Origin of the sequence: Bacillus sp. L_1B0_5 (assembly GCF_000836715.1) — a bacterium.
In the GTDB taxonomy this organism is placed as follows: domain Bacteria; phylum Bacillota; class Bacilli; order Bacillales; family Bacillaceae_G; genus Bacillus_A; species Bacillus_A thuringiensis_S.
The window spans coordinates 20450-29701 of sequence record NZ_JXIS01000075.1; the positions used below are offsets into that span (position 1 = coordinate 20450).

The following is a 9252-nucleotide window of genomic DNA, read 5'->3' on the forward strand; positions in this document are numbered from 1 at the left end:
TCTCCTGTCGGAATCAATAGCAATTATTTCCTACATAAAACAAAAGGGAGATTTCGCTCCCTTTTGTTCCTTACTACTTAAAATTACTTTGTATTATAAACGATTCATAATGTCTTCTTTAATAGTAAGTAACTTTTGTTCACTATTTTGTAAAGAACTATCTTGTACACCGAAGTAGAACTTAATCTTCGGTTCAGTTCCAGATGGACGTAGGCAGAACCATGAACCATCTTCTAATTGATATTTTAACACATTTGATTTCGGTAAGTGAATCTCTTCTTTATGTCCATCTTGTAAAGATGTAACGATACTTGCTTTATAGTCCTCCACTGCTACGACTGTTAAGCCCGCTACTTCTTTCGGAGGATTCTTACGGAACGTCGCCATCATCTCTTGGATTTGTTCCGCTCCATCTTTTCCTTTTAACGTTAACGATACAAGGTCTTCACGGAAGAAACCATACTTCTCAAATACTTCTAATAGACCATCATATAACGTTTTCCCTTGTGATTTGTAGTATGCAGCTACTTCACATGCAAATAGGACAGATTGTACTGCATCTTTATCACGGCAGAATGGACGGATTAAATAACCATAGCTTTCCTCATAACCGAATTGGAATTCGTATTGTCCGCTTTCTTCATACTGTCTAATTTTCTCACCGATAAATTTAAATCCAGTTAACGTATCAACTGTATCTAAACCGTATGCTTTTGCAATTGTACGGCCAATTTCAGACGTTACGATTGTTTTTAATACGACACCGTTCTCTGGAAGTGTTCCGTTTTCTTTCTTTTGAGATAGTAAGTAATCAAGCATTAAAGCACCTGTTTGGTTACCAGTTAATACTTGGAACTCACCATTATGATTACGAACTGCTACACCAAGGCGATCTGCGTCAGGATCAGTTGCGATTAATACATCTGCGCCTACCTTTTCACCGTCACGAATTGCATACTCAAACGCTGCGTGCTCTTCTGGGTTCGGTGATTTTACTGTAGAGAAGTTTGGATCTGGTAACTCTTGCTCTTTTACAACTGTTACATCTGTAAATCCAACTTCTTTTAAACCACGGCGTACAGAAATATTTGATGTTCCGTGTAATGGTGTAAAGACGATTTTTAAGTCTTTACCAACCTTTTGTACCATTTCTTTATTAATGATGACATTGTTCAATTCTGCAGCATATGCATCATCTACTTCTTGTCCAATAATATGTAATAAACCGTCAACTTTTAATTGCTCTACATCAGCGACTTCAACTGTTAATTCATCTTCTACTGCGTTTACGTAGCTAATTAACTCATCTGCCTCTTTTGGAGGCAACTGTCCACCATCTTCACCGTATACTTTATATCCGTTATATTCAGGCGGATTATGGCTTGCCGTAAGAACGATTCCACTTACTGTATGTAAATGACGAACTGCGAAAGAAAGCACTGGCGTTGGACGTAAGCTTTCAAACACATATGTTGTGATACCACGTGCACCAAGTGTAGCAGCGACTTCCATTGCGAACTCAGGTGATTTATGTCGAGAATCATAGGCTACAACAACACCTCGTTTTTTCGCTTCCTCACCTAACTTTTCAATAAAGCTTGCTAATCCTTTTGTTGCTTTACGAACTGTATATACGTTTAAGCGGTTCGTACCAGCACCAAGTTCACCACGCATACCACCTGTGCCAAACTCTAGATTTTTATAAAAGCTATCCTCGATTTTCTTCTCATCTTGCTTCATGTTTTCTAGCTGTTCTTTTAATTCTGCATCTAATTGCGCGTAAGAAAGCCAGCGATCAAATTCTTGTTTCCAATTCATTCTTCTCTCTCCTCTCGCTCGTCATACCTTTATTATATGAAAAAAACATGCTGTATCTCAATATTTTATAAAATCTAGCAGGATTTTACTAGGAATATTTGTATACACTATGGTTAAATACTCCACTAAAGGGAATGAGGATTATGCACGAATGGGGCTTGTCAGAAGAGCTCAAAATACAAACAAAGCAAATGATTGAAATTGCTGAAAAAGAACTATCGATTATGAGGAACGCAATCGATAAAGAAGACGAATGTATTTTATGCAAAATGGAAGATATTCATCATATGTTAGCAAATGTGCAAACATTGGCAGCTACATACTATATTCAGGCATATTTATCACCTTATACGGAAAGTTCATCTTTTATTACGACAGCTATCCAACATTTAAGCGCTAGAAAACATGGTGCTCTTATCGTTGTGGAACGAAATGAGACGCTTGAAGCTTTCATTCAAACTGGAACGACATTAAACGCTCATTTAACTGCGCCATTACTCGAATCAATATTTTACCCAGGTAACCCTCTTCATGACGGTGCCGTTCTCGTAAAAAATAATCATATAGTCTCAGCTGCTAATATTCTTCCTTTAACGAAAAGTACAGAAGTTGATCCTGAGCTAGGAACACGTCACAGAGCTGCAATAGGCTTATCAGAAAAGAGTGATGCACTTATATTAGTTGTCTCTGAAGAAACGGGCCGTACTTCTTTTGCTTTAAATGGGGTTTTGTATACGATTTCTTTATAAAGTGAAACTTTAATCAGCCCTCACCAATCGAGCGTTTACGGGCAATCCCACCTCACTTCTTTGCTTCCACTGAATTTTGAGGTGTGGGTCTTACTGCCCGACAAATAGCAGGATAAACAAACCTATAAAAAAGAAGACTGTTCCAAAATATTGGAACAGTCTTCACTTATACTCTTATTCTTCTCCGAAACGCTCCACAAGTGTTGCAAGTGTACGTACCATTGCACCAGTTGCTCCAGCTGGACCTAAGTCGTGCGCGCCTTTTGTTTCTGATGTTCCAGCGATATCTAAGTGTACCCACGGTGTATCTTCAGCGAATTCACCTAGGAATGTACCTGCCATAACCGCATGTCCTTCACGGCCTGGTGAGTTATTTAAATCAGCAAACTTACTATTTCTCACACGTTCTTTATCACGATCAAAAATCGGTAGTTGCCAAATTGGCTCATCTGTTTCCATAGAAGCCTCTAGCACTTGCTCAAACAACTCTTCATTATTTGTCATTGCGCCTGTCGTATTGTTTCCAAGTGCAACAATTACACCGCCTGTTAATGTTGCAACATCAACAAGGTAGTTCGCACCAAGTTTTTTCGCATACGTAATACCATCAGCTAAAGCTAGACGACCTTCTGCATCCGTATTTAATACTTCAATTGTTTTTCCACTCATAGATGTGATTACATCGTCTGGCTTAAATGCCGTACCACTTACAACGTTATCAGTTGAAGGAATAACAGCGATCACATTTTGTTCTGGGCGCAGTTCTCCGATAATTTCCATCGCACCTAATACAGCAGCTGCACCGCCCATATCACCTTTCATACCAACCATGCCTTCACGTGGTTTTAAAGAATAACCACCTGTATCGTATGTAATACCTTTTCCAACGAATCCAATGACATCTGTCCACTCTTCTTTTCCTTTATAAATAAGAGCAATCATTTTTGGTGGCTCTACACTACCTTGGTTTACTGCAAGTAACGCACCCATACCAAGATCTTCCATCTCTTCTTTCTCAAGAACTTTATAGTCCATATCATACTTCTCCGCTAACTCAACAGCATACTCAGCAAGCTTCGTCGCTGTTAATACGTTTGGCGGCATATTTACAAGTGTACGAGCTGAATTTGTTGCACGTCCATGTACGTAGCCAACTGTTAATGCGGCTTCAATTTCTTGTGCATCTTCCGCTGTAATAGCCGTGAACTTCTCTAACTCTACACGATCCTTTTTATCTGATTTATACGTTTGTAACTCATATGTACCAAGACCTTGTACCTCTGCTGCAATATGAGCGACATCAATCGCGTCTAATTTCTCTGTTACGAAAGAATCAAGTAAGATTGCTGCATCTTGTACTTTTGCTGCTTGTAATGTTTTAAACGCTTTTCCAAGAGCCGCACGTAACGTTTCTGTCGTATAAGACTCTTTCTTGCCTAAACCAACAAAGTAATAACGTTTCACATTTGTTTTTCCTAAGCTATGTACTTTCGAAATGGCCTTTTTCTTCGTAGATAATTCTTTCTCTTCTAGTAAAACTTGTAATTGTCCTTCAAACGCTTTGTCCAGTTCTTGTACAAAACTACTCATTTTCTCTTCTTCAAATAAAGCGACAATTACTGCTTCATGACTTGCTAATTCTTTTTGTACTTGAAACATGTTCAGACCCCCTAAATTTCTCTACCACCATTATAACTTTATTTTCGATAAAATGCGACAATTCTAACTACAGTTATATGACGTGTAAAATCTCCTCTATTATGAAATAAACCAAGAAAAAAAGTCTAGCGTAATTACGACTAGACTATCTTTGTTTTAAATATTGACCACGAAACACTTGCATCGTTTCGTCTTGATTTAACATCGTTAGCTCTTCTTCTGTAAACTTACCATTTCCTACTTTTACTACATACACATTTACTTTTTTCTTACCCCATTGGCTATAAACATCTTTCACCGTATCATAATATAAATCAAGACGGTTTCCTTTTATTGCTCCGCCTTTATCAGCTACTACACCATACCCATAACCTGGCACGAAGAGAATCGTTCCAATCGGGAATACGCGTAAGTCCGCAGCAATTGTGGAATATAAATCCCTTTTCACTTTAACACCTGAATATGTAATACCATACTCTGGATGCCCTGGCCTCTTACCTGTTGACTCAATCCCCGATGTATAACCTGTTGCAGTCATTTCAATTGAACGATATTTAGACCAGTCGTTTGCCTGCTCTAAAGCATTTATCACTTCTTTACTCGGAGCAACATCTCTCTTAACTTCTGCTGCATGTACTTCTTTTGCACTCATTCCTTCATATGTCTTTACAATCTCTAATAAAGAAACTCCTGTGAAAGCCTTCCATGTTACGCATAATGCAAATGCAAGTAAACAAGTCATCATAATGCGAATACAATATCGTTTTAACATTTTTATATTCCACACTCCTTCATCGTTAATCATTCCCTATACGATGAAGGAATATGCAAAAAAATAATCTCCAACTTAGTTGGAGATTAAAACATTTGATATCCGCTTTTCCGAAGTTTCTTGATCACAACTCCTGCTAAAGCAGCCCCTACTAATCCAGTAGATAGAATAAACATGTCTGCTTGTCCTAAGTGCGATACACTTGTCCCAAATGAAGAAAATGTTTCTTTCGGCTTTGAAAAATAATCCCACATACTCGCTTTATTAATAATAAGCATACAAACAATCGGATACACAATAACCATTACCCATGTAGCCCGTAAAATCATGTTGAGTAAAAATCCAATTCCAAAGAACAAAATAAAGAATAACATCATTGAAATAAGTAGTACCGGTATACTCACTCTTTTTCCCTCTCCTTCGCACGTGCCGTAAATACGTGATAGGCTGTATAACCAAATGGTTCTCCTGGATTTAATGTTTTGTCCACTTCAAGATGTAGTTCTGATCTTCCTTCTAACAAATATTTAATAAGTACAGACGTATTCGGATCGTCCGCAATCTTATCTGGATGTAAGAACGCCACTTCAGACAATTCTTTCTCCTGTACAATAATATTTTCTCCTTCAGGCTCCAAAAGGAAAATAATCATATTATCACTAATTTCATCACGAATAACACCCGATCGAACACCAATGATCCCCTTCACATGAGCGACAATGCCTGTCTCTTCTAACACTTCGCGTTTCACAGCTTCATCAACTGTCTCACCTTCATTTACAAAACCAGCCGGTAAAGACCATTTCCCTTTTAATCCACTGTATTTCTTCTTAACGAATAGCCACCTGCCATCTTTTGTAGCTACTAGGCCACTAACAGCTAACCATACTTTCCCGCGCTTCCCCATGATGCATCCTCCTCCATCCGAACGGACAGAATATTCTTTCTTTTCTATATATTATACTATACTTTTTAATTCGCTGTGAAATTTCCTTTTTTCAAAAAGTGAAAAAACCCATTTTGTCGATATACTGTTAACAAAAAAATATCAAGATGCAGGAATGTAATTATGAAGAAAATAAAACATTGGATTCATTCATTTCATGATACGGTAATGTTCAAAAAAAACATTTCTCCATCTTCGTATCGCTATATCGAAAACATATATTATATAAAAAAAGCAGAAACAGCGCTTAGCCGTTTCTGCTTTTTCTACTATATATTAAAAGAACTTTAATTTACCTTTTTTAAGAACTAATAAAGGTCCACCTAATAAGAATAGGTAGCGGTTATCGATTACTTTCTTCATGAAAGAAGCTTTCCAACCTGTTAACTTTTTACCCATAACAACGCCCATTGCATCGTCATGACCTAAAGAACATACAGATCCTTTATTATCGAATGCGAATTTTTTCATTTCGCCCTTGCCACGAACTAATACAGTTAAGTTGTGTGCAATGTTGTAACCTTGTTGAATTGCAATTTGTGCTGTTGGTGGATAAGGACGGTTAATTTCTTCGTTAATGATTAACGCCGCATCACCAACCATGAATACCTCTTCGTATCCTGGAGCGTGCATGTACTCATCAACTTTTACACGTCCGCGCATTGCTTCAAAACCAGACTCTTCCACAATACCATTACCACGAACACCTGCAGCCCAAACTACTGTTTCAGACTTAATTAATTCAGTATCATCGCCATTTGCAACGATAATACCTTCTTCAGTTGCTTCTTTAATTGCTGTACCGATGCGGAATTCTACACCTTTTTTCTCAAGTTGTTTTACAGCATATTCTACTAATGCTGGATCGAAACCTGGAAGTGCTGTTGGAGCAGCTTCTACACAGATGATACGTGCTTTTTCACGTGGTACATTGTACTGTTTGCAAAGTTCAGGAACACGGTTTGCAAGCTCACCTACGTACTCGATACCAGTGAATCCAGCACCACCAACAACGATTGTTACTAACTCATCGCGCTTCTCATCTGCATATTTAGCGAAACTAGCTTCCATATGCTCACGAATTTCACGAGTTGCATTAATGTTAGCGATTGAGAATGCATGCTCTTTTAATCCTGTAATTCCGAATGTTTCTGATTCGAAACCAAGACCGATTACTAAGTAGTCATACTCTAACTCGCCGTCTTTTAAGATAATGCGTTTTTCAGCAGCTTTAATTTCTACTACTGTGTCTTGTACAAAGTTCACTTTATTTGTATCAATAACGTCTTGAATATCTAGACAGATTTTTTCATCTTGTAATGTACCAGCTGCGCTCTCGTGTAACCAAGTCGCTTGATAGTGATAGCTGTTGTTGTTTACTAACGTAATTTCAGCTTCATTTACAGATAATGCTTTTTGCAGACGAACAGTCGTAATCATCCCGCCATAACCTGCACCTAAAACTACGATTTTTGGAGTCTTCACCAAATCACAACCCTTTTCTTTATATAATAGTAATGAGAAATAATACCAAGTACTAAAAACTCTATTTGTCAAGAATGTGGAATTTATCACATTCTATATCATAACAAAACGCAGTCAAAAAATCGTACGAATTTTGTCATAGAAATTTAACATAATACTTCCCTATATTAGTCGGTTTTATTCCAGAATTCAAGCGTCTGGAGAATTATCAATATTTTAAAATAACATAGCGTTTTCAAGGGTTTTTCAGCCTTTTTTTCATGTATTTTCCTTTCTGTATATTTTATACAATAAAAAAGAACCTACGCGAAAACTTACACACAATTCAGTCGTTTTCAGGAGTATTATGAACTCAAATATGCTATCATTTATTTGAAAGTGTCATCATTTGCAGGATTTTCGTGTACATATGAACAATATATGAAATCAATATCAAAATTCCATCTATAGGGGGAATGAAAGTGGCAGAAAATCAAAAAGTTTACGACATAACAATTATTGGTGGTGGTCCAACAGGACTATTCACAGCATTTTATGGCGGGATGAGACAAGCAAGTGTAAAAATCATTGAAAGCTTACCTCAACTTGGAGGACAATTATCCGCACTCTACCCTGAAAAATACATTTATGATGTAGCTGGATTTCCAAAAGTGCGCGCACAAGAATTAGTTGATAACTTAAAAGAGCAAATGAAGAAATTTGATCCAACCATTTGCTTAGAAGAAGCTGTTGATACGCTTGAAAAACAAGCTGATGGTGTATTTAAACTGGTTACGAATAAACAAACTCACTATTCTAAATCAGTCATTATTACTGCCGGCAATGGTGCTTTCCAACCACGCCGCTTAGAATTAGAAGGTACAGCAAAATACGAAAAGAAAAACTTACATTATTTCGTTGATGATATGAATAAATTTGCTGGCAAGCGCGTCGTAGTATTTGGCGGTGGCGACTCAGCAGTAGACTGGACGATGATGTTAGAACCGATTGCTGACAAAGTTACAATCGTTCATCGCCGTGATAAATTCCGCGCACATGAACATAGCGTCGAAAACTTAATGAATTCTCGTGCAGAAGTAAGTACACCGTATGTTCCAGTTGAACTCATTGGTGATGACAAAATTGAACAAGTTGTTCTTCAGCACGTAAAAACTGAAGAAAAGGTTATCATCGATGTTGACGACGTAATTGTAAACTACGGCTTCGTTTCCTCTCTTGGTCCAATTAAAAACTGGGGCTTAGATATACAAAAAAATAGCATCCTTGTAAATTCAAAAATGGAAACAAATATTCCTGGCATTTACGCTGCTGGTGACATTTGTACATATGAAGGAAAAGTAAAACTCATTGCTTGCGGCTTTGGCGAAGCACCGACAGCAGTAAACAATGCAAAAGCTTACTTCGATCCAAATGCAAAACTTCAACCGATGCATAGCTCAAGTATGTTTTAATATGAAAAAAATAAAAGCTCCTTCCATAAGTGGAAGGAGCTTTTATATACCACGAAAGCACAATGAGTTCGATAAACTATCGAACTCATTGTGCTTTTCGTCTAAAAAAATTATTGTTTTCTTCTTCTACCTAATACGAATAATACTCCGCCAACTAAGAATGAAATTCCCGCACCAACTGACATCATCCATGAATGTGCTGCCCCTGTTTTCGGTAATTCTTTTTCTACTTTTACTTGCGGTTCTTTAATTAACTTTTCAAGTTTTACTTCCGGTTCTTCCGGTTTCACTTCTGGCTCCTTCGGTTCTTTCGGTTCTTCCGGTTTCACTTCTGGCTCCTTCGGTTCTTTCGGATCCTCCGGTTTCACTTCT

General features: G+C 37.6%; 9 protein-coding genes. 2 read left to right on the plus strand and 7 right to left on the minus strand.

The genetic code is table 11. The annotated features are described in order from the left end of the window. Window positions 1-93: 93 nt before the first annotated feature. Window positions 94-1818, minus strand: coding sequence for a phospho-sugar mutase (locus tag RT27_RS22235; RefSeq protein ID WP_043937549.1), 1725 nt, complete (start codon window positions 1816-1818; stop codon window positions 94-96). A 143-nt stretch (window positions 1819-1961) separates the two neighbouring features. Here RT27_RS22235 and cdaS point away from each other — a divergent pair, with 143 nt between their 5' ends. Then, entirely contained in the window at window positions 1962-2567 is a 606-nt protein-coding gene (gene cdaS / locus RT27_RS22240; RefSeq protein WP_000545251.1) for a sporulation-specific diadenylate cyclase CdaS, read from the plus strand. Between the two features lie 174 nt (window positions 2568-2741). On the opposite strand, the gene pepA is transcribed toward cdaS, so the two are convergent. From pepA to RT27_RS22265, 5 genes are all read right to left on the minus strand, one after another. Next, on the minus strand, window positions 2742-4226 hold the full coding sequence (gene pepA / locus RT27_RS22245) for a cytosol aminopeptidase (protein ID WP_016079879.1): 1485 nt from the start codon (window positions 4224-4226) through the stop codon (window positions 2742-2744). 145 nt (window positions 4227-4371) lie between these two features. Continuing rightward, the gene (locus RT27_RS22250) at window positions 4372-4998 is read right to left on the minus strand and encodes a 3D domain-containing protein (protein WP_016079878.1); all 627 of its coding nucleotides are present in this window, start codon (window positions 4996-4998) and stop codon (window positions 4372-4374) included. 86 nt (window positions 4999-5084) lie between these two features. Beyond that, window positions 5085-5402, minus strand: coding sequence for a YuiB family protein (locus RT27_RS22255; RefSeq protein WP_016079877.1), 318 nt, complete (start codon window positions 5400-5402; stop codon window positions 5085-5087). Further along, window positions 5399-5905 (minus strand): NUDIX domain-containing protein, encoded by a 507-nt coding sequence (locus RT27_RS22260; protein ID WP_000517993.1) that lies wholly within the window; start codon window positions 5903-5905, stop codon window positions 5399-5401. The genes RT27_RS22255 and RT27_RS22260 overlap by 4 nt, the downstream gene beginning before the upstream one ends. A gap of 315 nt (window positions 5906-6220) precedes the next feature. Beyond that, window positions 6221-7429: an NAD(P)/FAD-dependent oxidoreductase gene (locus RT27_RS22265; RefSeq protein WP_000856602.1), complete on the minus strand. Its 1209-nt coding sequence runs from the start codon at window positions 7427-7429 to the stop codon at window positions 6221-6223. Between the two features lie 461 nt (window positions 7430-7890). On the opposite strand from RT27_RS22265, the gene RT27_RS22270 reads away from it, so the two are divergent. After that, window positions 7891-8880: an NAD(P)/FAD-dependent oxidoreductase gene (locus tag RT27_RS22270; protein ID WP_016079876.1), complete on the plus strand. Its 990-nt coding sequence runs from the start codon at window positions 7891-7893 to the stop codon at window positions 8878-8880. A gap of 110 nt (window positions 8881-8990) precedes the next feature. Here RT27_RS22270 and RT27_RS22275 read toward each other — a convergent pair. Further along, a partial coding sequence (locus RT27_RS22275) for an LPXTG cell wall anchor domain-containing protein (protein ID WP_043937551.1) occupies window positions 8991-9252 on the minus strand: 262 nt, incomplete at its 5' end.